Source organism: Vibrio cyclitrophicus, from assembly GCA_023206055.1.
In the GTDB taxonomy this organism is placed as follows: Bacteria; Pseudomonadota; Gammaproteobacteria; order Enterobacterales; family Vibrionaceae; genus Vibrio; species Vibrio cyclitrophicus_A.
In genome coordinates, this window is record CP065366.1 from 1627457 (window position 1) to 1653115 (window position 25659).

Annotated in this window: 19 protein-coding genes and 2 pseudogenes; 8 read left to right on the top strand and 13 right to left on the bottom strand. The window is 42.0% G+C overall.

Going from position 1 to position 25659, the window contains the following annotated elements; translation table 11 throughout:
- Positions 1-8 precede the first annotated feature (8 nt).
- Entirely contained in the window at positions 9-2414 is a 2406-nt protein-coding gene (gene pheT, locus ITG09_07305; GenBank protein UPR53421.1) for a phenylalanine--tRNA ligase subunit beta, read from the top strand.
- Positions 2415-2563: 149 nt separating this feature from the next.
- On the opposite strand, the gene ITG09_07310 is transcribed toward pheT, so the two are convergent.
- Positions 2564-7891, bottom strand: coding sequence for a hypothetical protein (locus ITG09_07310; GenBank protein ID UPR53422.1), 5328 nt, complete (start codon positions 7889-7891; stop codon positions 2564-2566).
- A 745-nt stretch (positions 7892-8636) separates the two neighbouring features.
- Between ITG09_07310 and ITG09_07315 the strand changes: the two genes are divergently transcribed.
- On the top strand, positions 8637-9563 hold the full coding sequence (locus tag ITG09_07315) for a hypothetical protein (GenBank protein ID UPR53423.1): 927 nt from the start codon (positions 8637-8639) through the stop codon (positions 9561-9563).
- 509 nt (positions 9564-10072) lie between these two features.
- Positions 10073-10921 (top strand): hypothetical protein, encoded by an 849-nt coding sequence (locus ITG09_07320; GenBank protein ID UPR53424.1) that lies wholly within the window; start codon positions 10073-10075, stop codon positions 10919-10921.
- Positions 10922-10998: 77 nt separating this feature from the next.
- On the opposite strand, the gene ITG09_07325 is transcribed toward ITG09_07320, so the two are convergent.
- Entirely contained in the window at positions 10999-12507 is a 1509-nt protein-coding gene (locus ITG09_07325; protein UPR53425.1) for a DUF3360 domain-containing protein, read from the bottom strand.
- 409 nt (positions 12508-12916) lie between these two features.
- On the opposite strand from ITG09_07325, the gene ITG09_07330 reads away from it, so the two are divergent.
- The 3 genes from ITG09_07330 to ITG09_07340 all read left to right on the top strand — a co-directional run bounded on the left by ITG09_07330 (position 12917) and on the right by ITG09_07340 (position 15063).
- Positions 12917-13471 carry a hypothetical protein gene (locus tag ITG09_07330; protein UPR53426.1) on the top strand — a complete coding sequence of 185 codons (555 nt, stop codon included), beginning with the start codon at positions 12917-12919 and terminating at the stop codon, positions 13469-13471.
- A 334-nt stretch (positions 13472-13805) separates the two neighbouring features.
- Positions 13806-14678, top strand: coding sequence for a patatin-like phospholipase family protein (locus ITG09_07335; GenBank protein ID UPR53427.1), 873 nt, complete (start codon positions 13806-13808; stop codon positions 14676-14678).
- Between the two features lie 28 nt (positions 14679-14706).
- The gene (locus ITG09_07340; GenBank protein ID UPR53428.1) at positions 14707-15063 is read left to right on the top strand and encodes a hypothetical protein; all 357 of its coding nucleotides are present in this window, start codon (positions 14707-14709) and stop codon (positions 15061-15063) included.
- A gap of 111 nt (positions 15064-15174) precedes the next feature.
- Here ITG09_07340 and folM read toward each other — a convergent pair whose 3' ends face one another.
- The 4 genes from folM to folK all read right to left on the bottom strand — a co-directional run bounded on the left by folM (position 15175) and on the right by folK (position 17508).
- Positions 15175-15891, bottom strand: a complete 717-nt coding sequence (folM, locus tag ITG09_07345; GenBank protein UPR53429.1) for a dihydromonapterin reductase — start codon at positions 15889-15891, stop codon at positions 15175-15177.
- Positions 15888-16526 carry a GTP cyclohydrolase I FolE gene (gene folE, locus ITG09_07350; GenBank protein UPR53430.1) on the bottom strand — a complete coding sequence of 213 codons (639 nt, stop codon included), beginning with the start codon at positions 16524-16526 and terminating at the stop codon, positions 15888-15890. The genes folM and folE overlap by 4 nt, the downstream gene beginning before the upstream one ends.
- 10 nt (positions 16527-16536) lie before the next feature.
- The gene (folX, locus tag ITG09_07355; protein UPR53431.1) at positions 16537-16914 is read right to left on the bottom strand and encodes a dihydroneopterin triphosphate 2'-epimerase; all 378 of its coding nucleotides are present in this window, start codon (positions 16912-16914) and stop codon (positions 16537-16539) included.
- A 96-nt stretch (positions 16915-17010) separates the two neighbouring features.
- Positions 17011-17508 carry a 2-amino-4-hydroxy-6-hydroxymethyldihydropteridine diphosphokinase gene (folK, locus tag ITG09_07360; GenBank protein ID UPR53432.1) on the bottom strand — a complete coding sequence of 166 codons (498 nt, stop codon included), beginning with the start codon at positions 17506-17508 and terminating at the stop codon, positions 17011-17013.
- 338 nt (positions 17509-17846) lie between these two features.
- Here folK and ITG09_07365 point away from each other — a divergent pair, with 338 nt between their 5' ends.
- The gene (locus tag ITG09_07365; GenBank protein UPR53433.1) at positions 17847-18185 is read left to right on the top strand and encodes a cytosolic protein; all 339 of its coding nucleotides are present in this window, start codon (positions 17847-17849) and stop codon (positions 18183-18185) included.
- A 148-nt stretch (positions 18186-18333) separates the two neighbouring features.
- Here the strand turns inward: ITG09_07365 and ITG09_07370 are convergent, their stop codons facing one another.
- The 4 genes and pseudogenes from ITG09_07370 to ITG09_07385 form a co-directional block, all read right to left on the bottom strand.
- Positions 18334-19014 (bottom strand): haloacid dehalogenase type II, encoded by a 681-nt coding sequence (locus ITG09_07370; protein UPR53434.1) that lies wholly within the window; start codon positions 19012-19014, stop codon positions 18334-18336.
- 202 nt (positions 19015-19216) lie between these two features.
- Positions 19217-20020: a MetQ/NlpA family ABC transporter substrate-binding protein gene (locus tag ITG09_07375; GenBank protein ID UPR53435.1), complete on the bottom strand. Its 804-nt coding sequence runs from the start codon at positions 20018-20020 to the stop codon at positions 19217-19219.
- 209 nt (positions 20021-20229) lie between these two features.
- Positions 20230-21138: a dienelactone hydrolase family protein gene (locus ITG09_07380; GenBank protein ID UPR53436.1), complete on the bottom strand. Its 909-nt coding sequence runs from the start codon at positions 21136-21138 to the stop codon at positions 20230-20232.
- Between the two features lie 186 nt (positions 21139-21324).
- Positions 21325-21702, bottom strand: a pseudogene (locus ITG09_07385) (Lrp/AsnC family transcriptional regulator).
- On the opposite strand from ITG09_07385, the pseudogene ITG09_07390 reads away from it, so the two are divergent.
- Positions 21703-21902, top strand: a pseudogene (locus ITG09_07390) (Cys/Met metabolism pyridoxal-phosphate-dependent enzyme). It begins immediately after the preceding pseudogene.
- Between the two features lie 134 nt (positions 21903-22036).
- Here ITG09_07390 and ITG09_07395 read toward each other — a convergent pair.
- The 3 genes from ITG09_07395 to ITG09_07405 form a co-directional block, all read right to left on the bottom strand.
- Entirely contained in the window at positions 22037-22279 is a 243-nt protein-coding gene (locus ITG09_07395; GenBank protein ID UPR53437.1) for a hypothetical protein, read from the bottom strand.
- Positions 22280-22425: 146 nt separating this feature from the next.
- Positions 22426-23742, bottom strand: coding sequence for a DUF1501 domain-containing protein (locus ITG09_07400; GenBank protein UPR53438.1), 1317 nt, complete (start codon positions 23740-23742; stop codon positions 22426-22428).
- On the bottom strand, positions 23739-25394 hold the full coding sequence (locus ITG09_07405; protein UPR53439.1) for a DUF1800 domain-containing protein: 1656 nt from the start codon (positions 25392-25394) through the stop codon (positions 23739-23741). Before ITG09_07405 ends, ITG09_07400 begins: the two co-directional genes overlap by 4 nt.
- Positions 25395-25659 lie beyond the last annotated feature (265 nt).

Here is a 25659-nt window from a genome sequence, read left to right on the forward strand (position 1 = left end):
TCAAAACTATGAAATTCAGTGAATCTTGGCTACGCGAGTGGGTTAAACCTGCAATTAACAGCGAAGAGCTAGCTCACCAAATCACTATGGCTGGTTTGGAAGTTGACGATGTAGAACCTGTTGCTGGTGAATTCACCGGCGTTAAAGTAGGTAAAGTGGTTGAGTGCGGTCAGCACCCAGACGCAGACAAACTACAAGTTACAAAAATTGATATCGGCGAAGAAGAGCTGTTAGACATCGTTTGTGGTGCATCTAACTGTCGTCTTGGCCTAACTGTAGCAGTAGCAACAGTTGGCGCAGTACTTCCTGGTGACTTCAAAATCAAGAAAGCAAAACTACGTGGCGTTCCATCGCACGGCATGCTTTGTTCTTTCTCTGAACTAGGTATCGACGTAGAGTCTGACGGCATCCTTGAGCTGCCTGAAGGCACAACGCTAGGTATGGACGTACGTGAGCTTCTTGAGCTTAACGACGTAACTATCGACGTAGACCTAACAGCAAACCGCGCAGACTGCTTCAGCATCCGCGGCCTTGCTCGTGAAGTTGGCGTACTAAACCGCGCAGACGTTACAGAGCCAACAGTTGACGCTGTTGCAACAAGCATTGAAGACACAGTATCTGTTGAAATCAAAGCAACGGATGCTTGTCCACGTTACCTTGGCCGTGTGGTTAAGAACGTAAACGTGAAAGCGGAATCTCCAATCTGGATGCAAGAAAAACTGCGCCGTTGTGGTATCCGTTCTATCGACCCAGTTGTAGACATCACAAACTACGTGATGCTAGAGCAAGGCCAACCAATGCACGCATTTGATCTTGCTAAGATCGAAGGCGGTATCGTGGTTCGTCTAGCAGAGCAGGGCGAAAAACTAACACTTCTAGATGGCAACGAAGCTGAACTAAACAGCAACACACTTGTTATCGCAGACCAAAACAAAGCACTAGCAATCGCTGGTATCTTTGGCGGTCAAGATTCAGGTGTTACTACTGAAACGACTGACGTACTTCTTGAAGCTGCATTCTTCGCACCGGATCACATCCGTGGTCGCGCACGTGCTTACGGCCTTCACACAGATTCTTCTCTACGTTTCGAACGTGGTGTTGATTCAACGCTACAAGCAGCAGCAATGGAGCGTGCAACACAGCTTCTAGTTGAAATCTGCGGTGGTGAAGTTGCGCCAGTAAACGGCAGCGAATCTGAAGCTGATCTTCCTAAAGCAAACGTAGTTGCTCTACGTCGCGCTAAGCTAGACAGCCTACTAGGTCACGAAATCCCATCTACAGACGTAGTGGAAATTCTTACTCGCCTAGGTTGTACTGTTTCTGTTGTAGAAGATACGGAGACGACAGAAGCTGGTTGGACGGCAACGTCTCCATCTTGGCGTTTTGATATCGCAATCGAGCAAGACCTAATTGAAGAAGTAGGTCGTATCTACGGTTACGATAACATTCCAAACCAAGCGCCTAAAGCGGCACTTAAAATGAATGACCACAAAGAAGCTAACCAACCGCTTAAGCGCGTTCGTGACCTTCTTGTAGACCGTGGCTACCACGAAGCAATCACATACAGCTTCGTAGAACCAGAACAGCAAAAGCTTGTTGTACCTGGTGTTGAGCCGCTAATCCTGCCATTCCCAATCTCTGCGGACATGTCAGCAATGCGTCTTGGCCTAATCCAAGGTCTACTAAACACAGTTGTTCACAACCAGAAGCGTCAACAGTCTCGCGTTCGTCTATTCGAATCAGGCCTACGTTTCATCCCTGAAGCAACTGCTGAAAACGGCATGCGCCAAGAAATGATGCTTGCGGGCGTTATCTCTGGTACTCGTGGCGAAGAGCACTGGGACATTGCAACTAACACTGTAGATTTCTTCGATCTTAAAGGTGACTTAGAAGCCGTTCTTGAGCTTTCTGCAAACGAAATCGCATACAGCTTCAAATCTGCTAAGCACCCAGCACTTCACCCAGGTCAAACTGCGGCTATCGTAGTAGACGGCAAAGAAGTGGGTATCATTGGTACTGTTCACCCAGAACTAGAGCGTAAGTTTGGTCTTAACGGCCGTACTATTGTATTCGAAATCGAATGGGCAGCTATCAACACTCGCGTGCTTCCAGAAGCAGTAGCAGTATCTAAGTTCCCTGCAAACCGTCGTGATATCGCAGTAGTTGTTGACGAAGCAGTAGCTTCTGGCGACATCGTTGAAGCGTGTATCGCTGCTGGTGGCGAATTCCTAACAGGCGCTAAACTGTTCGACGTATACGTTGGCCAAGGCGTTGAAGAAGGTAAGAAGAGCCTAGCAATCGCACTTAGCCTACAGTCTGTAGAGCGCACACTTGAAGATGCAGACATCGCTGGTTCAGTAGATGCTATCGTAGCTTCAATCTCAGAGAAATTCGGCGCAGCACTTCGCGACTAATCTCTTCTGATAGATAGAAAATCAAAGGCCTCGCAATTGCGAGGCCTTTTTGTTTTGGCAAAAATTGAAGGTTCGATAGTTGTAAGTTAGAAGACACATGTGTATCTAATGTTGTAAATTAGATACACATAATAATTTCAGTTTGAATTTTACTTATCTGCTAACTCTAATATTCTGTTAAACGGCTTACAATGTTCCTCAGATTTAGTACCGCAGGTTAAAAAGCTAAACGATTTCTTTGGAAGGGATTGGTACCTAGCAACAACGTTCATCTTATTGACTTCATTTTCATCTTTATACTTAGTATATGTACCTGCGTGGGATAAATGATCGTACAGGTCAGATAAAGCGAATTCATCAAGCAGCAAATTTGTGAAAATTGACTTCTCATGTTGATTTATCTTAGTTGTACTACCAAAAAACGCATTGTCACCAATGTCTCTTCCGTTTTCGACATTTACTTTTATTTGAGTCCCGAGGATTCCTTGTAGTGTCTCTTGTATTTTTATGATTGCTTGTTCGGTATAAAGAACAGTGCAAATATTAAGCACTTCAAGCTTCGAGAATATACTAAATAGGTTAGTATGATCTTCTTCAGTAAATTCAAAATAGTTGTCGTTCGGCCTGCTACCTTTGCCTTTTAAATAGAACTCCAACGCTCTCTTCACCTGAGAACCTGTTAGGACAAGATCTGTAATAAGGGTAGCTTGTTTTGAGTCGTTGGTAAGTGAACGTGGGGTAAATGTAGCAACCCCTCTGCCAATATCTTTATCGCGATATAGGATCCTGTGTGTACCGTTGTAATCGGCTACTTCTTTGATCAAAAAGAGGTTGCTGTTTGGTGTATCTAGTTCTTTTACTTTGTGAATGAATTTTTGTATTTCACTTTCTAGCATGCATTCATGTGAACTAATCAAAGTAATTAATGGTTGATGGAACTTCTGAGGTAGGTGGTGTAGCCATTTTGTTAGTAGATTTTCTGCTTCTGATATCGAGATACCATTGTGATGTTTCACGACAACTGAAGCGTCATCAAAACCATTTAATGAGGTTATATCACTTGCTGACAATGTAATAATAGGGTAACTATATTTAAGTTTCTGCTTTTCAATTAGAATGTTATAACGCTCTCGAAGAGTTGAGTACATAACACTTAAACAGTTAGCTAGTGAAATAATATATACAGTTTCGCCATTTTGATAAGAATAAATATGTTCAGAACCATTAATCAAGGCGAGATGTTTCATTTCAAATGAAACGACTTCTTTGAGCTTAGGGTTTACTATCAGTACATCGTTGAACGCATAACTTTTGTTATCAATTCTTACTGTTCTCGATGTCAAGAAAGCGTTGACTTGAGATATCTTAAAGTCTTTGAGCGTAATATTGTCTTTTTCAAGCTGACTACTAGAAATTTGTTCTTCAATTATTTTTATGTAAGTTAAAATATCCTCATGAAGATGAAAAGGAATTGTAACTAAAAGATTTTTATTAATTTTAGAAAGTGAGTTTTGGATGCAAAATAATACTGAATGAAGGTTAGAGTCGTCGATGTTCATATCATCTTCAACAATGAAAATATCCTGATTACTCACTTCGTTGTGAAAAATTGAGTATTGTTTTGAAAACCTTTCCAGACGTGTTATTGAATCAAGATTTGAAAGGTATATATAGAGAGAGGTTGCCATCGCGATATCAAAGAAAAAATCAGAATTATCACATGATTCATTTGTTATTTGTGAATAGAATTTAATAAGGAACTGAACCTTATCAATATCCATATCCAAATTATTAATATACTTTTCCTTCAATTTCTTCGTAGTTGGGTCACTTTCAGAAATATAAGATAAAAATGAGTTTATGAAGCTATCTACTGAGTTCTCATATGAAGAAACATTTCCTACTTCATCATGTGAAATGATCTTTGAATGATAACAAAACTCTTTAGAAAAAACCGAAACGGCATCTGGTGTTATTACTCTCTCAGGACAAAATACACTAGGGATATTTTCTCCTTCTTGTATATTCTTAAGAAATATTGTTAGAAGCTTAAATCTTGCTCTTATGTCAATATCATCTATATGGCGGCGGAATGTTGTCAGCCTTTCTCTATTATATTCGACTATAATTTCAGAAAATCCATTGCTGTGCTCTAAGTCCTTCTTGTTAGAAGTAAATAATGAGCTAGGTTTTCTGATGAGAATTTCATTGCCTTTACGTAGAGTTGTTGTACCGTTTTCTATTATATTTCTTTCAAACCATTTCTTATTATTTTGGGGGAAAATAGAAACACCTTCGTTTACTATAAGCCAATCATAGAAAGTTGATTTAGTCTTTAATTCATTGAGTTTGCTCGTAATTGTATCTTTGTTCCAATTTCTATTATCTATTGATAAATATACTAATAATGCATTGTGGTACTGCTCGAATATCTTTTTGTCATCAGGAAGTCCTCTAAAAAGGTTTCCATCTACAATTGAAGATATTACCCAATTTGCAGTAGCATTATCAATTTCAACTTTATCTAACTTTTCCAACCAGTTAGGAGCAAAGAAATTACCATTGTAATTAGAAAGAGAGTTAAATAAAAATACACAATATTTCCACATAGATTCGATTAAATCGGTAGAAAGAATCGATTTAGATACAGAGAACAGACAAAGAAGGTAATAAAACTTCTTAGTTGTAATCGGATCTAAAGTAGAAATATCAATATCTGATAAAGAGAAAGTATTATATTTTTCCTCTACTGACATTTTGGCAAAGAACAAAGATGCGATTTTACTTAGATCAACTTCGTTATCATTAAAACAGAAGATATAAATAACCTTAATGACATTCTTAAAAGATTTTATATCATTTATATAGATGTCTAAATGTGCTATCAATTCATCTACCGCATTTACCTTACTATAATCAGATATGGATGTTAATGCTGAAATATAATGCTCTGGTTCAATCTTAGTTATTTCTATATTTATACTAAAGCTTGTGATTAAGTAAGCTATATGTTCACAAACAATTCTTGAGTATGTGAGTTTAGGTTCGACAGCTTCAATGATTTTTTTTAGCGTCTCTCTATTATCTTTATTTGTTTCAATAGCGTTTATTATGCATGAAGTCAATACTTCAGACTGTAAAGTATCAAACTTGTCAATTGTATAAATTACTTCCCATCCGTCGTTTAGCTCAAACAGGAAATTAAACAAATTCTTGAACAAGCTTCCTCTCCCTATAGCTCTTTCAAGAGCAGGAAGAATCTGTTCTGTCTTTATTGCATTTAGCTCTGGAACTCCATCGAGATGTGAGAAGATGAAAGATAGATCATCTTGACAAGAATCAGACTGAACAAGCGTTACGAACTCATTGATAGCATTGTTTTTTTGTTTTTCACTTGATGTAACAAATGTTTTTGATACCTGATCTACCGCATATTTCGACTGAGATCTATATTTATCGAATTTATTATGAAAAGACGATATTTTAGAAACTACGGTTTTATCGCTATTAAGAGTTAGGTTTAAAAGCCCTAGGTTATTGCTAATCTCATTTAAAAGATTATCAGCCTCGTCTTTTGATTTTGTTACAAAAAATATATCATCAACATATCTTTCATATAAAAGTATATCACTGTTCGATAACTTGTTTTTAAAACTTATGTCAATCTCAGATAAGTATAACTCTGCAAAGAAACGAGCATATGCAGGCCCTTGAGGTAAACCTTTGCTGCCACCAACAATTTCCTGTGTCATATTGAATATAGAATTAAGACATTTTTTGTATCTATTGCTTGTTTCGTTTCTCATTGACTCTACTTTATACTTTATTGCAGAGTCACCATCACCTAGTAATAATCTTTTAAGTCTGTCATGCGAAATGTTATCATAGAAGCCGCTTATATCTGTCTTAACAATATAAAAATCTTTGTATGCTTCATTTTCAATAGCATCTGTGATATTCGAAATAAACTTAAGCCACAAGTAGAGCCATGGTTTGAAAATATATCCACCGTCAAAACCTTTGTTTATCTGATAACCGTGAGAATTGTTATCAGACTTAATGTCAAGGTAGTAAGCGATTTGCTTAAGAATACAAGAAGTCATAACTCTAGTGCTTGAGTTTAATGTAACAAGCTCTCGTGTTTTATCTTCTTCATTCCTTACATGTTTATAATAGCCCCAGTTATTTGATCCATTTATAAACGCTTCCAATTCCGCTAAAAATTCACGATTATCTTTTGAAGAAAGCTCTTCAATTACTATCTTAGACTGAACCTCATCGTTCATAAATAAGTAATTCAACTCGGCAGCTCGTGTGATCTCTATGTCTTTATTTGAGAACTCAAAATTGGCCTCTGTATATTCAAGGAAGTTTGGAATACAGAGTTTTATTAGCTCTTCAACGGAGAGTGAATCATCAAATTTGCAAGATAGTGTACTTTCTATCTTATCTTGAATAGGGAAATTGAAATTTTTTAGAGCTTGTACCGCTGATTCAGTAACCTTTTCATCATAATTATCTAGCTTACTAAAAATTTCGTGTAAGATAATGTTGCTTAAATTAGGTTCATCTTTACATTCCAAATTACACAATAAACCTACTATTAATACACGCTCTTGATGCGTTAAACTCTCTCCAAACTCAATTTTTTGAGCTAGTTTCTTAAGAGGTTTAACATCACTCCATAAATCCAGCAGAGCTTGTAGATTGAATGGCTTTCTTTGAACCTTGATGCTTTTTATTCTGTTGTACTGGACATTCTCTGATTCATAGCTCTCAAAAAATGTACCGAGACACTTCTCTAATGCAGATCTGTTGGTTGAGGTATGATTTTCTAAAATATTTATATTTTCGGATAACATTGCATCAGATAGGGTATCGATTTTCTGAACTTTTTCGACTTCTTTCCTGTTGGGTAATAGGTAAGAATAACATCCCGACTTTTTGTGCTTCGATAACGGTATTTTTACGCCCAGACCAACTCCTCCTGTTGGTGTTGCGGAGTGAGGAAATAAATCAATACCAATTAAACTACTATCAAAATTTAGATTAACATCTTGTAAGATTGCCTGCTGTATATCAAACCCAGATCTGTAATTTAATGCTTCGTCAAAAGTAATCCATACATGGAAACCACGGTTTCCTGAGTACTCAAGTAAAAATGGGATCTCATTTTGTTCAAGAGTGTTGCAAAAGACATCAATTGTTTTCTTTAGTTCTTTCTCTCCTCGGGCAACTAAGCCGGAATCGATACATGATTTTAAAATATCAAAATCAAAGCATATCCATTTTATCGTTAAGTCACTGTTTTTTTGATATATTGCTATTGATTTTTGGTTGAGAAGAACTTGTTTGATTAGTTCAGAGTTGACCACGCCAGCTTTTTTTCTGTATGTACCATCATCTTGCTGGTCAACATAGTGGCTTTGGTCAGTAGCCAATAAATTAGTAATTAACTTGCCATATTTTCTGTACACTTTTGTCGGCTCCGTCGATTAAAAGCATTGTTTGATCGGGATGGTGATGCTCTGTTCTAGAGTATGGTATCCGATGCGCAAATAATATCATACACATACGTTACTTCCATCGAAAGATAAATAGGGTCAATTTCTATTGTCCAAAAGATTCACTCTATAATGTTGAATTCAGGAAGTTGAGTAACACTTTTTTTATGTTCTTGGTGCTTCAATATCAACTCTATTACTCTGCGACCCCTGACCAGTCTACAACTTCGATCTTTTTGTTGGTAATGGAAAGGGGAGGAACTGAATACCGATCGCTACATGTGCTGCTATATGTTCAGCGGCAAAGAATGTTCTCCCCCTCATTCATATATCTCAAGAGATCGAGTCACTCCATTCGAGGGGGAGCTAGAGGGGGAGGCTTTAGTCTACTAGCACCATTCACACAATGATGATGAAAGCCGTGGAGTCAGTGAAGTAGGGCGCTGTAATCGTTGATAGATAAAACTAAGGCCTCGTGTGTGCGAGGCCTTTTTGTGAGTTGGAGGTTTTGCTAGCTACATTCATTTCAATTTGCGAGTGATGATCGCATCGTTCACTCGTTTATGGTCCTTAAACGACGGCCTCATAGTTATATAAATGCTCTATCAACCACTCCTAGATACGTAAGTAGCACCACTGTTATTAGTAGGGGCTGACCGAATCTAGGAGGTGCTTTCTACTGATAATAATTTTAACTATGTGTTTAGGACGTCCTGCTATGGCTAAGAAAATAATATTCATTCACGGTCGCGCTCAAAAGCCCGATAAAGATTCCCTTCAATCACTTTGGTACGAGGCTATAGAACATGGCTTGCAGCGAGATTGTGGAGACTCAAGTTCATTACAAGCCTTTAAAGATGTCGATAAACGCTTTGTTTATTACGGTGAACTATCAAACACATTGTTAGACAAACCAACGGAAGACCCTGCAAGTCGACAGCAAGCGCTGTCTGAACTCAAAAAGTACAAGACAAGCCAGTTCAATAAAACAACGTATAACAAGGTATCTAAAATTGGTTTTCTAAAAGAGGCGTTAGCAGATACTTTTTCATCGCTATTTGGAAAGCTAGGAGTGGCTGAGACACTCATAACGAAGGTCGCGCCGGATATGGCGCACTATTGGAATGAAGATACCTATTTTGGTAGCGATGTCAGGCACAGGCTAATGGTTGAACTGAAGGAAGCGCTTGATAATCAAGATGATGTGATGATTGTATCGCACAGTCTCGGGTCGATAATTAGCTATGACGTGTTATGGAAGTTGTCTCATTACGGAGAGTATAGACACGACTATGGTGCGGATAAGAAGGTCAACTTATTGCTCACGCTCGGGTCACCGTTAGGCGATGAAAACGTAAAAGATAGGCTAAAGGGCAGCCGCTTGAAAGATGAGAAGAAGTACCCGTTAAACATTCAGCAATGGATAAACATATCGGCAGAAGATGATTTTATCTCTCATGACAGCAAAATTAAAAATGACTTTAAAGATATGCTCGAACTGGATCTGATACCCGGCGGAATGAAAGACATCCACCCGATTTATAACCTCAATATTCGCAACGGGAAAAGCAATCCCCATGCTTCCATCGGTTATCTCATCAACCCTAAATTCATCAAAGTGTTGGATGAATGGCTCTCTAGTTGATTTGGTTTACCATCTCAAATTGCTTCGCTGCTTGTTCGTTGGAACACAGATAAAACAAGGCCTCGCGATTGCGAAGCCTTTTTTGTTCTGTAGTTTGAGTGAATCGACTTGGGCGGATGCATGTGAGAATCCGCTACAAATCCCCTCCTAGCCTCCCCTTGGTTTACATCTCCAATCCCTTGTTGGTAACGGGAAAGGGGAGGAACTGAATACCGCTCGTGACAAGTGCAGTTATACGTACAGCGGCAAAGAATGTTCTCCCCCTCGATCGTTCATCTAAAGAGATCGGTGAACTCCATTTGAGGGGAGTGTTGTATGCTTCATACAAACCAAGTACCTAACATACGAAATATTTATATCTTCATCGTTAAATATACAACAGGTGTCACACTTGTCTGTAAATGGCTAATCTAACCTGTAATGACCTCTTTACTGATAAAAATAATTTTAACAGCACCTTTCATCATGTGGGGAGGCTTTAAACTCAACGTCAGATAAAGAGATTTCTTATGTATAAGTATCTAACACTAATCGTTTTATTACTCGCTGGATGTGTGTCTACAAACGAAGTTGCAGACAAATCTTGGTGCCAACCTTACAACGACCAACTTACTGAAGTTTTTAGCAACGAACTTACGTTAGGCGCGAGAGCCCTAGATACCGTTATCGGGTGTGCTCCAAGGCCTTTACCTAAATTTGTACAAGGAGACGTGCTAACTAACTCAACACTTATGTCCGATTTTCAAGTGAAACAAGTCACTGATATTAAAGAAGTGTACGCCAACACCAAGCCTAATGCGGACGATATCATCAACTTTGTTATTTCACCGCAAGCAAAACAATTAGCATTGAGCAGGGCATTGCGCCTCAATGAGCTTTCATACTCAATTATTGCGCAATCGCAGAAAGACAAATCTAAACTAATAAAAAACAATACCTTTGAATTACTTAATGGATTTACGAAAGGTAATATTGATAAGCTCAACGAGGCCGTAGAAGAAACCAGTTACGATAGGTATCAGAAACAGGTGCATCGTATTCAGCGTGATTACTATGACATTTTGTATCAAATTACTCTCGGTGGGGCTGATAAGGATGGACTACAGTCAATAGCATATGACCCGAAAGATATCGCAAAGCTGCTCACTAAGGCTGTTAAGGTCTATGCTGATCAACAGGCTATTAGGTCAAACTTTTTATTAATGCGCGATCAGTATTTCGCAACTATCAACAGTAATTCACTTCCATCTTTTGATCAGCAGTGGGATAACCAGATAACAGACATTAAAGAGCAATGTAAGCTTGCTGCAAAAGGGCTTGGTTTAGATGAAACCAAGTGTGATGTTATATCGAAGTAAATATATCTCTAATGAACTAAGGCCTCGCGTGTGCGAGGCCTTTTTGCGTTCTTATTAAAACTAAATATTAATCGAGCTTAACGAAAGCTCGGGATAATCGCCGGAATCCCCGGTAGAAGGCCAACCAGCGCCATTACACCACTTAGCACAATAAACATAATGCCAGGCAACACCCAACGGCTCATTTTACTCAGTTCACTACTACGCTCTTTACAACCGACTAAGCCTAAGTTATCCAACAGCATGGTGAGAGCCCAACCAAATGCTGGGTTAACCAGTGCTGAAGAAAATACAACAATCGCTGCTGATTGTGTGGTTTTTCCTTCACGAGTCATTTCCATTCCCGCTTCTAGCAATGGAACAAATACCCCAACAATAAGCGCAACGCACAATACAGGTTGCCAGATAGCTAGATCCATCGGGTAACCCCAAACCGCGGCGATAATACAGAATAGAGCTGTGAGCAAAGCGCCAGCAGGAATAGGGCGCTTAGCTATCGCCGCCGGCACGATGTAAGTACCCCATGAAGATGTAAAGTTAGTACCACCAAGCAGAGAACCGAACGTTTGACGAATTGAAGCCGTGGTCATGGTGTCGTCAATGTTCATGTGTACTTTTTCGGTACGTTCTGGGTAGCTGATCTTTTGAAATACTTGATGCCCTAAGAAATCTGGTGACCACATTGCTACGGCTAGAATCGCAAACGGCAATACCACCATGAAGTGTTCAATCGTTGGTAGGCCTAGCATCCAACCTGTATCTTCTCCCCACCAATACATAGGGTTCATGTTGGGCAAGCCTGGCTCTGTGTGGAAAGCAAATGGGGCACCCATGGCAAATGCAATCGTACCACCCAGTAAACAACTAAGAGGTACGGCTAGCCAGCGCTTACGGAAATGTTCTAATAACGCGTACAAAATGATGGTGCAGAAGATCACGACAAACGCGATGTGGCTCATGCCGATTCCTTCAGCCCAAGCGAACAGTTTCTTAACTTGAGAGGCGGTTCCAACAAAGCCAAGGTAGAGCAACAAGCCGCCACACACGCCTTTACTGGTGAGGTTAGCCAACATGCTGCCACCTTTACTGATGGCTAAGATGAGGCCAAAAGCGCCAATCAGCAATCCAAACGCCATAGGGTGACCGCCTGCTGCAACGACAATCGGAATTAAAGGGATGAGTGGGCCGTGTGTACCTGCGAGGTTCGCGGTCGGCAATAAAAAGCCAGAGAAAATAATGATGAAAACAGAGGCGATGAGGAGTTCATAACGAACGTTTTCTAGAATGAAGTCTTCATTTAATCCGAGAGCCCCTGCAAAGGTGGCAGCAATCGCGCCTACCATCACAACTTTACCAATGGTCGCTGCCATCGCTGGGATGGTGTCTTCTATCTCGAATCGATAATCTTTAAACGGCAAATTGGGACGCCAGCGCTTAGGCGACATGATTTGTAATTCATGTTCTAAATATTGTTCGCGGGAATCAAATTCCGATCTTGGTTTGTGTTGTTGTTCATAAGTGAGTTCATCCTCATTGGCTTGAGGCTTATCTGCTTGTATATGTACGGACTCTAAAGTACTGCTCATTTTGATTCCTTTCGTTCACACTCTAAGGCGTGTTATTCCAACAAACGTTATTGACTCACGCAGAAGCGTAAACAATGCGTCAACTTATCATTAAAGATTCATTAACATTTAGTTGTTAGTACCTTATACCAAACCAAAAAAAACAAATAGTCTCAGGTAGTTAGACATTAGTCGTAGAGTTCGAAGGCTAATATGAAAGACGGTAAACAGTATGAACTAGCTTGTTTGTAGGTGATGAATTTATGGGTAATAAACGACTATCTAACAAGAAATGCTTGGCGCTCAAGCATCAGATAACGTCCATCGACGAGTGCTTTCTGGGGTAACGTTTTTGGTTAAAAACTATTGATAATAATTCTCATTACGATATTTTATGGGCTCAAACACACTCATTGTTGCGGAGACCAACATGGAACACTCGGATATTACTCAACTGCTTATTCCAAAGAGCGATTGGGCATCGCCTGATCTCTTTCTCTATGAAGGGGAAGACAAACTTCATCTGAGCTTAGAAGGCGCTATTCAATACAGTGGATTGAACAGCATTGGTGGCGTGGTTCTGGGCTTTAGGATGATCCAACATGCGGTGCAACTCGCGGCGGGTGATCAGTCTTTGCAACGTGATGGCATCAGTGTTTATACCGCGTTCCCTGGACGTGGTGCTCAAGATGCTTTTGAGTACACATGCCGTGCACTGCGTGATAGGCGCTATTGCTGTGATACCACATTACACCACCCAGCAGCGCAAACCGGACAACGTGGTCAGTTCTTATTTACGCTTCGCTTGAATGAACAGTCTATGGTGATGACGCCAGCAGACGGACTTCCAAGAAAAAGCTATTTTGAGGCCGACCGACACTCACAAGACGGCCGAGAAGCAGCATTGAGATGGCGCGATGAGAAGATAAACTTCGCCAATACGCTCTTGAGCTTATCGCCAGAAGAGTGCTTACGCGTGTTGTAACTCTTTGTTCTCACTTACTGGATGAGCTCGAAAACACAATGAATAACAAGAGGTCGCTCGCTTTCAAGTGGGCGACCTTTTTTGTATCAAGCGCTCACGGAAACCAGATTCCTAGTTGCGCTTAGGCTTGCTGGAATGACTCACTTTTAGTTTAGTGCGGTAGTCTAAAGTCTATGAGTTTCAGCAATCAACTTAAGCTGCCCGATCTCAATCCGCGACACATTTAGGCACGCAGGTGGTGCAGTTTTCAAAGCATTACACAGCTTACGGTTAAACTAAGTGATATGATTTTGCTGAAAGAACTAAAAAGCTAATGAATTAAAGGATGAGTACGATGGAAAAAACGATCTCATTGGTACTGGGTAGTGGTGGCGCAAGAGGCTTGGTTCATGTTGGAATCATCCGTTGGCTCATTGAGCATGGCTATCAGATAAAATCTATCTCTGGTTGTTCAATTGGTGCACTTATCGGTGGTGTTTACGCTGCGGGTAAGTTGGATGAATTTGAAGAGTGGGTCACCAGTATTGACCAATCGGATATGGCGATGATGTTGGACTTTTCATGGCAATCGAGTGGTATCTTCAAAGGGGACAAGATCATCGACACACTGCGTGGATTGATCGGCGAGATTTCAATTGAGGATCTGCCTATCCCTTATACCGCGGTTGCTGCTAACGTCGCCGATGAAAAGGAGGTTTGGCTGCAATCAGGCTCTCTGTTTGATGCCATTCGCGCTTCTATCTCCTTGCCATTGTTCTTTACGCCTCATGTTATTAATGGCGAAGCGTTGATTGATGGCGGGGTACTCAACCCTGTGCCAATTGCGCCTACCTTTGGTGACAAGACAGACTTTACTCTAGCTGTGAACTTAGGGGGTGAACCTGAAATACTTCAACAAGAAGTGATACCGGTTTCTCTACCAACGAAAGAGAGTAACCTGCATGAGAAGGTGGTTCATTTTATCGATAATCTCGGTAGCAGTGTAAAAAGCAAAATGAGCTTCAATTTTGCGGCCTACGACATTGCCAACCAAGCGTTTGATGCGATGCAATCGACTATTGCTCGCCAAAAGCTGGCCGCTTACCCTGCCGATATTACGCTTGAGCTCCCACGCAATGCCTGTGGCACCTTAGAGTTTGATCGCTCACAAGAGATGATAGACAGAGGCTACCATTTGGCGCAGGCTAAATTAGGCAACCGCCTTTAATGTATTTGCTGCTGAATGAGAGTACTTTATGGAAACTGAACTAAAAGAGCTTGAACTCCACGAGCTTATGGCAACAAAAGATGTCATCGTGCTCACTAGCTCAGAAGTGGCTGCCGTGTCTTGGCTGATAGATTGTTATCAAGGCAACGCGGATATCCAGATTATCGAGAACGCACACCAGTTAGAGACTGAAGCGATTTTGGCGCAATGCCGAATCAGCCTAAGTGAAAGTCAAAAGGTCATACTTACTGCGCAGTTTCGCAGCCAGCTGCCTATCATCAATATCGCTTCACTATGTAATGAGAAGCGCACATCATTGATCAATATTGAGTTGTCCGGCTGGGACGATGAAAATCGCCTTCCTCATTCTTTTAGCTGTTTCTAGGTTATAGCAGTTTCTAGGTCATAAGAGTTTCTAGCTTATAGCGGTTTCTTGGTAACAGCAGTCGCTAGTTTTCTGTGTTTCTATGCTGAGTAAGCCCACGATACATGGGCTTCACTTCAAATGTCTGCCGCCATCAAGGTGCAAGGTTCTTCCTGTCATGTAGTGACTGGCTAATACAAACTTGATGCCATCTATTATTTCCTCAAAGCCCGCTTCTGCGGGGATCAAAGCTTTTTGTAGCGCTTTGGTTTTGTATGCCTCGTCGTCATGATCATTGAACTTAATCATGGCTGGAGAGAGGGTATTTACTTTCACCTTGGGAGCCAGCATTGCTGAGAACGACAGCGTAAGGTTGTTGAGCGCCGCTTTACTGGCTGCATAAGCGATGTGTTTTTTACTGCCTTTTTCCGCAACGTAATCACTGATGTGGATGATGTCTGAAGTTTGATCGCCGGACATCAGTTGATCTTTGAGTGTTAAGTTGAATAGGTAAGGCACAGTAGCGTGAATCGTCATCATCTGGTGCATGATGTGTGAGGCATTTTCACTAGGATCTTTCTTGTTCTCAGGTTTCCAGTCGGAAGCGTTGTGTATGACGGCTCTGAGTATCTTATATTCTTGACCAACATAATGAAGAAAGTCGTCTAGGCTGCTTTGTTGATAAAAGTCGACTTGCTGCAAATCGGCTCCACTGTCGCGCAACAGTTGCAGTTGAGGATAGTCGCTGCGGTAGGTGCCAACCACGTTGTATCCATCCGCTAAAAGTTGTTGCGCCAGTGCGAAGCCAAGTCGCTTTCCCACGCCGGTTATTAGTATCGTTTCACTCATCGTAAAAACTCAGCTCTGGTTTGAGGGTTAGTTTTGAAAATACCACCGAGCGCGGTTGTTGAGGTTTCAGAGTTTGCATCCATGACGCCTCTGGATTTAACACAATAGTGAGTTGCTTTAATCGTCACGGCTACGTTTTCTGTTTCAACGAGAGTCTGTATCGCAACCAAGATTTGCTGGGTAAGGCGTTCTTGTACCTGAGGACGCTGAGCAAAGAATCGAACAATACGGTTTATTTTAGACAGCCCAAGAATCTTGTTTTCAGGGATGTAGGCGACTTCCGCTAAACCATCGATGGTGATGAAGTGATGTTCGCACGTCGATGTTAAGTTGATGTCCGATACCTTGACCATTTCATCGACTGACATTTTGTTGTCGATAACGCTGATCTTTGGAAAGTTGTTGTAATCGAGCCCTGAAAAAATCTCATGTACGTACATCTTCGCAATGCGATGAGGTGTTTCAGCAAGGCTGTCATCAGTTAAATCCAGCCCAAGCGTACTGACCACTTCCGTTAACAGACCTTTGATGCGGTTGTATTTTTGGTCAGGGTTCATTTCGCTCGCTGTCATTGGGGTTTCAAGTCCTTTTGCGAGCAAAGCTTCTCTTACTTTTTCGGCTTCTGTATTCAGCATGACTCTCTCCTTAAGAATTATTGTCGCTGTCTGCTTCATAACTCAGGGTGAGCGAAACAGAGTCGGCAAAACGTAGCGCATGAGGCTTGTCAATTCTCACTTGAGCGTATCGCACCCACGGATGATCGATACAGATGCCGAGTACATCGCTGGTCAATTTTTCTAAAAGCAGAAACCTTCCAGATTCGACGTGTTGAATGATCTTCTTGCAGATGTTTTTGTAGTTGAGCGCGTTGTCTACATCATCAGAGAGGCAAAGGTTGTTAGCGGGGTAGTGGATCTCTGCATTGATGACGATGTCTTGCTGCTTAGACTTTTCTTCTTCGTTGAAACCGATGAAGGTTCTGAGTCTCAGGTTTGTGATGGTGATGATGGCGTTGTGATTCATAACAGTGTCCATTCCTTAGAAAGTGAAGTCAGTTACGTGCTTGTTTCAAGAAAAGATCAGTAAAGTTCAGGCGTTCGTCCCGCATTAATGTGAAGGCTAAATAAAATTAAGCTCGAACGGGATGGGTTCGGTTTTCTGGCTCAACTGGTCGAAGTTTTCCCAGAGCTGTTGATATGAGATATCTAGAGTGGGGTGGCGTTCTTGTGCGGCAATATCAACTAACGGCCTGAGCACAAATGCGTACTCGGTGATTTCGCCTCTCGGTAGTTCTATACCATCGATAACGCCCACTTGATTACCATAAAGAAGGATGTCGATGTCCATAGTGCGTGAAGCGTAGGCTTTGGTTTGGCGCTTGCGATCGTTCTCTGATTCGATTTGATGTAGAACCTTAACCAGCTTTGCGACAGTTAGGTCACATTCAAACCCAACGACTAGGTTAAGGAAGTTATCCCCTTCGAAACCGACAGGCTCGCAATCGTAGAAATTAGAAATGTGCAGCGGTGCAAAGCGGTCATTCAATGCTTTGAGAGATTGTGAGATGTGGTGTTCGCGGTTAATGTTGCTTCCGATGCTGACGTAGACGTTGGCCATAGTATTTCCTTTGTGTTTAAAAAACCTATACGTCCAACTCGTAATGAAGATCAGCTATGCATCCGATTAAAGGCAACAAGGTAAAAGAAAATCCGGCTTTGCCGCAAATCTTGCCCGTTTTTGAGTTTGGATAAGAGCGCTTTGGATCTAGAAAGTATCACGAGTAAAAACTCAGCCGATCAAGGTTGAGAGCAAAAACGTGTTTAAAGTCGATCGGGTGAATGCCCGAAATATCTCAGGATTACAGTATTGGGTAATTCAATTTCTACAACGTTCCATCTTTGATAGTGATAGAATCCCCGCATCAGAATTATCGAGAATCTAGGTATTTATAAACAATGTTTATCCATCACGTTAACGGCATCGACTGGCTGGTGATTACAGCTTTTGAAGAACTAAAACCGATGTTTATCGAAGATGCTGGTCCAATTCCATCTTACTTCTCGACCGCCAGTGAATTGAGCCTGATCGACCAAGCCAAGCGCAGCTATGGTTTTTTGCCGACACTCCGCGGTGTGGTCACAGACACCGGCACGTATCAAAGTAAAGATCTCGAAGAAGATTTGAACCCACAGCTTGCGTGTATCGTTGAAGGGCGTGGCCGAGTGTTTATCTACCACGGCGACTACGTGGCTTTCGTGGATGACGAGCAAACCTTCATTACTCGAATGAATTAAACATTATTCAGTGGATTTAGAGCGGTTAATTGATTAATTAGCTAATGGGTTAATTAGTTATGGATAAGCTGCTTTGTAGATAAAACAAGGCCTCGCGTGTGCGAGGCCTTTTTGTCTGTATCGAGCCAGGAGAAAAGCTCTTGAGGTGTTACTTTTCCAAATTGTGCTGAATGATTTTTTCCACCACACCATCCATCGTTCTGCAGCTAATCTCGGGCTTCAAATACAAGGGATGATATTCAATTCCAGTGCGGTCTATATAGGCTGCTTGTAAGCCAGCAGACAATGCACCATGAGTGTCCCAATCGTGAGTAGCCACAAGGCGAAGGTTTTCAACAGGCTCTTTTAAAGTGTCTGCTGCAAATTTATACACGTCTGAGTTTGGTTTGAAACTGCCTGTTTCTTCAACGGAAATGACGGTGTCGAAATAGTCTTCTAAGCCCGAATTCTTGATTTGAGAAGTGATTAGGTCGAGGGATGAGTTAGAAAAAGCGACGGTTTTAAAACCGTTGTTACGCAATTTAAGCAAAGACTCTTTGATATCAGTGTGCGGTGGTAGGGTGGCAAAAGAAGTTAACAAGGCACCTTTGCTTTCCGCCGTTAAATCACACTTGTACCGTTGTGCAATAGCGTCGAGCGCTGCATTGGCTAATTCAGAAAAAGTAGACTTTACGTTTGTTGCGATGTAAACCGTTGAAGAATGCAAAAGCTTTGAGAACCAAAGCGATAGTGCGTCCTCACTGCCAAATGTCGCTTTAAATTTAGGCTGTAATGACTCCAAATTTAAAACCGTTTCGTTTATATCAAACAGTATCACTTCTTTCTTCATGCCAAGAACCCAGACTTAATTGAATTTCGTACTCACATAATCCGCTCAGGTGATGCAGTTTTCAACCTCGATTTAAGTCACTTAAGCTTTGCTCTCTAATTAGAAAAGAGGGTTGGAATGAGTCATCGATGAACACGTCACTCAAATCTGGCGTTGCTTACTGAGTTGCAGGCAACGCCAAATCTGAAATGATTTATTTAGCTTAATTTGCAGCTTCTATGGTGCCTTTGAAAGTGCTGTCTAAAAAGTCATTGATCTCTTGTGAGTGGTAAATTGAGATGATCTTTTTATACGTTTCATTGTTTTTGTCTTCTTCTCGCGCTGCCACAACCATCACAGCTAAAGGTGCGTCTTTTTTCTCTAAGTAAATGCCTTGTTTCTTAGGATCGAGTCCAGCCGACATGACATAGTTCATGGTGATTGCTGCTGCATCTACATCGTCAAGAGAGCGGGGTAGCTGAGCGGCATCCACTTCAACAAATCGAATGTTCTTCGGGTTATCAACAATATCGTTTAATGAAGCGTTGAAACCAGCGTTGTCTTTTAATGAAATCAGCCCAGCATCTTCAAGTAGTAACAGTCCGCGCCCGCCATTCGTTGGGTCGTTTGGAATCGCGATTCGTGCGTTATCTGGGATAGAGTCAAGCGAAGTGTACTTGTTCGAGTAAATGCCCATACGCATCAAAATTGAGCGTCCGATAGAAACTAACTGGCTATCGTGATTGGCATTAAAGTTATCGAGAAATGGCTGATGCTGGTAACTGTTCAGTTGGATACTTCCATCGTCCAGTGCTGCGTTAGGGGTGATGTAATCTGAGAATTCGACGAGTTCAATGTTAATCCCTTGCTTTGCTGCTTCCTTAGCGACTGCCTGTACAACTTGTGCATGTGGGCCAACTGTCGCCCCAATCTTGATGATAGCCTCGTCTTTTTTCCCACATCCTGTCACGCCGAATACGAATGCTAATGCCAATAGGGATGCGGTGATTTTTTTGTAGCGGTTCATAATAACTCCATTTAATTAACCAAAAGACGTTTAGGTGTCTGGATGTCTATACTATCTATTTATAAAGTTGGGTCAATAGGTTTGTTAGAAGCAAAGTTAGATAGCGAAAACAAAAGGCCTCGCATGTACGAGGCCTTTGGGGTTTTGTTGAGTAAGGAATAGGGCAGTCACTCGGAATTTAAAGAAAACGAGTTAGGTTAAGCTGCCTGTTAAGAAAGCTTTTGATTAAAGAACTCAAGTGTACGTTTCCAAGCTAACTCTGCTTCTTCTTCAGCATAGCGACCTGTTGAATCGTTATGGAAGCCATGGTTCACGCCGTCATAGATGTAAGCTGTGTAGTCTGCTTCGTTCGCTTTGAGTTCAGCTTCATAGTCTGGCCAAGTCGCGTTCACACGTTTATCGATTCCAGCGAATTGGATCAGTAATGGCCCTTTAACGTTCTTTCTTAAATCAGGGGCGGCAGGAGTACCATAAAAGGGAACGCCCGCGTCCAGTTGCTCTGGCATGACAGCTGCTAACATATTCACGATGTAGCCACCAAAGCAAAAACCGACTGCGCCTAGCTTACCGGTGCTTTTTTCATGAGATTTCAAAAAGTTTGCAGCGGCGATAAAGTCTTCTTCGATTTTCTCTTTGGATAATGACTTTTGCATTGCTCGACCTTCATCATCATTACCTGGATACCCGCCAAGCGAATAGAGTGCATCAGGTGCAAACGCAATAAACCCAGCGGCCGCGAGTCGTCTTGCCACATCCTTAACGTATGGATTTAAGCCTCTATTTTCATGAATGACCAATACAACAGGTGCATTACCCTCTAACTCTTTGGGTACCACCAAGTAACCATAGCCTTCGCCGTGTCCTTTAGGCGAAGGAAACTTCTCGTAGGTTGCTTTGATGGAAGGATCATTGAAAGAGACTTGCTCTGCCTGCGCATAATTAGGAATCAATGCAGAAGTTAATGTTGTCATGGTTAAACCAAGTACAGCCAACCCGGATAGGCGAGCCATAAATTCCCTGCGATCAATCAGACCGTGTGCATATTCGTCATACCAATCAAATGCTTCTTGGGGGATAGATCGAGTTGGATCTGATTGAGATTCGGTACTTTTATTCATAACTTTTCCTTGTTGCGAGTTGTTTGACCAATCAACTATAGTGGAAATTTCAACATATTTGAACGATCGCTCAATATCTTTTCGGCTATTTGTTATATCAAAGTACAAAAATTAGATGACAGTCAGATAAAACGGTTGGCGTAGGTCAGCGCTTGGGTCTCATAGCACCGAAGTAACAGCGCCCATTCACCTCACGGGCAACTTGGTCTTTGTTTTTACCTGACCGAAGGCGAAGCTGGATTCAATCGAAGCTATATTGGGTAGGCGAGTTAGTTGCTTGCGGATAAACTGCTCGTAGCTTTTGAGCGATTCACTGACCACGTGCAATAGGTAGTCGTGGTTACCTGTCATCAAAAAACACTCCAATACTTCATCTATCACTTCAATATGCTGCTCGAAGTCTCGCATGTTATCTTCCGTCGGCTTTTCAAGCTTCACCAACACAAATACATTCACAGGTAAGCCACACGCCTCTTGGTCAACACTGGCGTGATAGCCACGTATAATCCCTTGTTTCTCCAGTGCTCGAACTCGACGCAAGCAAGGAGAGGGCGACAGCGATACTCTATCGGTTTGGAAGATCCTCGAATGTTCATCGCTCATGTTATCGAGGCGGCCAAATTGTCGATTGACCGCAAACACGCAGACTTCTCATCGAGCTTCCCTAGTGGTGACAATATCGATGAAATCTATATGCAAACTTATATGGATGTACACCAGAGGTTGTGAAGAGTTTGCCGAAGTTTAGTCAACTTACGCAGTAACTCTGGTTAGTAAGGAAATCTGGTCAGTCAGTTAAAAGGCAGTAAATAAAAAAGCACCCTGCTGACTCAATAGTCGGTAGGGTGCCTTTCGATATATAGAACCTAGTGACCATATTGGTTTACCAAGTCACTTGTTATTTAGGCTGGTGGCCAGTCTTCTTCGCAAGTTCTTGCATAGCCTCGGCAAACGTTGTTGTTCCGCCCTTCGCTTTAACCTGAACCACCTTATATCCTTGGCTTTCCAGTGCTTGGCGCTCTGCTAAAACCGCTTTATCCTCAGGTTGACTGCCTTGCACAGGCTGATGAATGTAACACCCTTCAAGTTGACCATCTTCGACCAGTTGGTGGTGTTTCAGTGCATTGATATCAAAATTCATAGTCAGTCTTTTCGCTTTAAATGGAGAGTCTCTGTGGCAAAGGCCGCAAGTCATTATAATTTTATGGTTTGTACAATAGGCATTTTAACTATAAGAAGCTAGTGCAAATTCAGTAATCCAATGGAATGCAGTAGGGTTCTTCTTACTTATTCGTTCTTTAAGAACCCTAAATCTTGGACTGAAAAATTGACTAAGTTTGGAAAAATATAATCCATTGCATTGTTATTGCTAACCCCCATCCATTTCGCAATAGTTGCACCAATTTGTTCAACGGAAGTGGTCGGAATCATTCGCCCTTTATTGAAATCATTCTCTCCATCTAAGATTAACGATGGCCATTGTCCGTACAATTGTCCTCCGTTGAGTGCACCACCCATCACGAAGTGATTGCTTGCCCAACCATGGTCGGTACCTGTGCCATTACTGGCTAATCGTCGTCCAAAATCAGACATGGTCATCGTCGTCACTTTATCACCCAACCCTGATGTTTCCATTGACTGATTGAACGCTGCAAGTGATTGGCTTAAAACTGTCATTAACTCAGCATGGTCACTTAATTGGTTAGCGTGGGTGTCAAACCCACCGAAGCCAACAAAATACACTTGTCTTTGATGGCCTAACTGATCACTCGACTTAATCAACCGTGCTACCGTATGAAGTTGCTGACTCAAAGAGCTATCGGGGAAATGCCCCTCTTCTGGTACCGAATCGATAGCTGTTGCCAGTGTATCTCGTATTGAAATCGAATCCCCTTTCACACGATCAAACTCTCTTCCAAATGCTGTTAAGGGAGATAAGCTCATCACCTGGTCAAAACTCTTACGACGCTGAGTATTGTTAATCGCATTTACTTGAGGTAGTGACGATGCATTGATGAGATTAGCACTATGCATGCTGCTATTGAGTAGCTGACTATACCCATTAAGACTGAAAGTTGGGCTAATCTCATCTGCAGCACTGCTAAGTACGTCCATCATTCGTCCTGCCCAACCGAGCGTAGTAGTACTGCCAGACCAACCGCGTTGCCACTCCGTTTGTTGTGAATTATGGGAAAATAAAAAAGGTGGCATTAAGTGGGTACCACTCTCTAAACCTTCTTTTGTAGAAGGCTCAATCAAGACTCCGCTATTTGCAATTGGAACCATTTTGCCATTGTTAATCAGGTTTTGAGCATCAATCATTGATGGATGTAAGCCCAATGTCAGATCTGATCCGGTATTCAGGGCCAAAGGCAACAATGAGGCTTGTGGGATGGCGATATCTGGACGAGCAGTTGTATATTCATCGTAGTGTGCATTATTGTAAGGCACCACCATGTTAAAACCATCATTGCCGCCAAACAGAAACACACAAACCAGTGCTTTGTAGTCATTGTTTGGCAACGCGTGTGCTGAGCCAGTTCCCATCATCGAGACAATGGGAGTTGAGGCCATAGCTGCTAACAGTTGACGACGTGAAATCATTCGGCTAACTCCTCAATATGGAACTCTTGACTGGTCACAACAATATAGAGAGCATTGCGAACCTTTAAACTCTGTTGGGTATCGCGAAGGTCTTCTAATGCTTCTAGTACGATGGCCTTAAGCGGCTCGCTCATTCTTTGAGAAAGCAGGCGCCTTTCAATCTCTTCGATCAATGCCGGGTGATCATTGGCTAGCATTTCCAATGGCGCAGTATTAATGACTATACGATTGGGGTTCTCTTCGCCGTCGTAATTCGTTCTGCCTGTGGCTGACCAAAGTTGATTATTGGTCAGAATGAAATTATTCCAACTCAATATTTCAAACTCAGGCGCAACATCGTTCGCCGCAGAGATCTCGCCATTCGGAGCATAATCAGGAGAGAAAAAGTTAAACACACTTGGAGAACCAAGTGGCGATTGTCCATATGCCCCAAATGTATTAATGGAATTATGGAATCGCCCAGTAGGATCGGCTGATTTGGCTTCTAGTGCACGGAAAAAGTTAGCCATTGCTACCAATGGCTCTTTCATCTTAACCGGAGAGCGATCTCCACCATTAAGCGCTTCGACATCTGTTAAGATTCCACGGATAACCACTTTAAGATCCCCTCGGACTCCTTCGCCGTTGTCAGCGAATAGTGCGCTTACTCGAGCGACGTAAGCTGGGGACGGGTTGGATGTCACCAACCTTTGAATTAGATGTTTACTGATCAACGGTGCAGTATTTGGGTGGTTAAGCAACATATCCATCGCTTGCGCCATATCTTGCTCTGCGGTTTGTCCTTGTACAAAGATCTCATCCATCACGACCTTTTGCTCATCGTCATGATAATCAGGGTAAGCGATCATTGGCAAAAACCAATTGCCGTCTTTAGAGCCCCATGATGGATTGTTTTTTTCAGCAATGTGCCAGCCAGTAAACACACGCGCGAGGTTTTCAATATCATCTTGAGAATAAGTTGGAATCAGTTGTCCTTGAGTATCCAGTTTATCGCTGCCGTCTTGGTTCAATTCATAAAGGCCGATGCTAAATAATTGCATCACTTCACGTGCATAGTTCTCATCTGGGTAGCGATTGCGGTCTGGGTCAGCCTTTTGATTGGCCATCATTGATAGGTAATCCCCCATCGCAGGGTGAAGCGTCACTGATTCAATAAGGTCTCGATAATTGCCAAAAGCATGTGTGATAAGCATGTCGTAGTAGTTGGCCATTTCTAGTGCACGACCATTCAGGCTTGCGCCATAGCGTGAAATTACGAAAATTTCACTTAACGCAAAGGCGACACGCTGTCGCAGTTGATCCGGAGCATTCAAACTGACATCCCACCATACGGCCACACGATCCGATTGATTGTAGCTGTCTGCATCACCAACCAACGGATACTCTTTTAGGCGCGTAAAATGCAAACTCGGGGGCAAAGAAAACTGCCTATCTAACCAAGCTTCATAGCCAATATTGGCCAACTCTTGATAGGACCCAGGCTCAGGACCAAATGTGGAACGATAGAGAAGATCGTATCGTTGATCTTGTGTTAGGTAGTTCGGTTCGGGAGTCGTGCCGCCTCCCGAATCGCCATCACCGCCACCACATGCAGATAGCAGTGATAAACTTACGAAGCATAAACTCAATTTGAAGCGATGACGCTTTAGCATAGGAAACAACTCAGATACCTTAATTCCGCACGTAATTTGGCCGCACACTAGCGAAGATCATTACGTACGGCAATTAAGCCTGATACAAACTGTGCGACGGGTTCATAATTGACAATGAGTCATCAGAATAAATCAAGATAAACCACGAAATACGAGACTTACCTAGCCTATAAAATAGAAAAGTCCTGAACGATGCATTGACCTTTAGCGTATCAAACGCGAGTTGATACATAGCGTCAGAATAACCAGCTTGCGCAGAATGGGT